Source organism: Vibrio sp. 1557, assembly GCF_033340175.1.
In the GTDB taxonomy this organism is placed as follows: domain Bacteria; phylum Pseudomonadota; class Gammaproteobacteria; order Enterobacterales; family Vibrionaceae; genus Vibrio; species Vibrio alginolyticus.
Map to the genome: position 1 here is coordinate 1 of NZ_JAWOVZ010000146.1, position 1,317 is coordinate 1,317.

Consider the following 1,317-nt stretch of genomic DNA (forward strand, 5'->3'; position numbering starts at 1 on the left):
TGGTTTTGGTCAGATAAAAGAGTCAGTAAGCACGTTACGATTAAAGGAATGGAGCATTTAGAAGCGTTAGAAAAGTCCGGTAAGGGGGCCTTAATGTTGGCCGTCCATTCAATGAACTTGGAATTAGGAGCTCGCGCATTTGGCATTCAAAAATCTGGGACGGGTGTCTATCGACCAAACAACAATCCGTGTTTCGACTATTTCCAATACAAAGGCCGTTCTCGTTCTAACCGTACGTTGATCGATCGTAAAAATGTCAAAGCCATGCTTGAAGCACTCAACTCTGGCGAGCGTGTTTGGTATGCGCCGGATCATGATTACGGAAACAGACGTTCGACGTTTGCTCCGTTGTTCGCGGTTAAAAATGCCTGTACAACAACGGGCACTAGCTTGTTAGTTGATAATACAAATTGCGCAATTGTCCCATTTACGATGGTCAGAGGCGAAGATGGGCATTATACGTTGACGATTGATGCGCCAGTGGATGGTTTTCCAAAAGACGACCCCGATAGTGCTGCGGCTTTCGTTAATAAAATTGTTGAAACATCTATTATGGCAAGCCCAAGCCAATACATGTGGCTCCACCGACGTTTTAAAACTAGGCCAGAAGGTGAAGACTGCTTGTATAAACCAAGACTTGTCCCTGCAATGGATATCAGTATTTAAAAAGAAAAATGCCCAAGGAGCTACGTTCCTTGGGCATTGACTTTCTTGAGTCTTAACTCGTGGGTCTTAACGTTATATTAAGTTCAGCAGTTATAGGTAACGACTTTTTAAGTGGGCTTGGAAGTGTTGAGCATTAAGCGTTTCACCTGTCGCTTGTTTTACGAGCTCATCGGTCGTTAACAAGCTGCCTTTGCTCCAAATATTGTCTGATAGCCAAGTAAAGATAGGTGAAAGGTCACCACTTTGAATTACACCATCAACGTCGATCGTCTTCTTCATCGCTGCCATAAATTGTGCCGCGTACATGGCTCCTAGTGTGTACGATGGGAAATAACCAAAAGAGCCGTCTGTCCAATGGATGTCTTGCATACAACCATTTTTGAAGTTGCCCTCTGTAGATAGACCCAGATACGCTTTCATTTTCTCGTTCCACAATTCAGGGACGTCAGTGTGTTTAATCACACCGTTCATGAGATCTCGTTCAATTTCGTAGCGAAGGATAACGTGCGCAGGGTAGGTCAGTTCATCTGCATCAACTCGGATGAAGCCTTTTTCTACTCGCGTGTATATCTTCGCTAGATTGTCCTTCGCGAACTCGTTGCCAGAGAAGTGATTTGAAGCCAAGCGAGCAAGATGATCGATAAAGGCGTT

At 44.3% G+C, this 1,317-nt stretch carries 1 protein-coding gene and 1 pseudogene; one reads left to right on the forward strand and one right to left on the reverse strand.

The genetic code is table 11. The features are described from left to right. Positions 1-666, forward strand: a 666-nt coding sequence (lpxL, locus tag R7070_RS25380; protein WP_318141410.1) for an LpxL/LpxP family Kdo(2)-lipid IV(A) lauroyl/palmitoleoyl acyltransferase, incomplete at its 5' end; no start/stop codon positions are given. A 90-nt stretch (positions 667-756) separates the two neighbouring features. Here the strand turns inward: lpxL and R7070_RS25385 are convergent. Further along, a pseudogene (locus R7070_RS25385) lies at positions 757-1,317 on the reverse strand (carboxypeptidase M32); the annotation flags it as partial.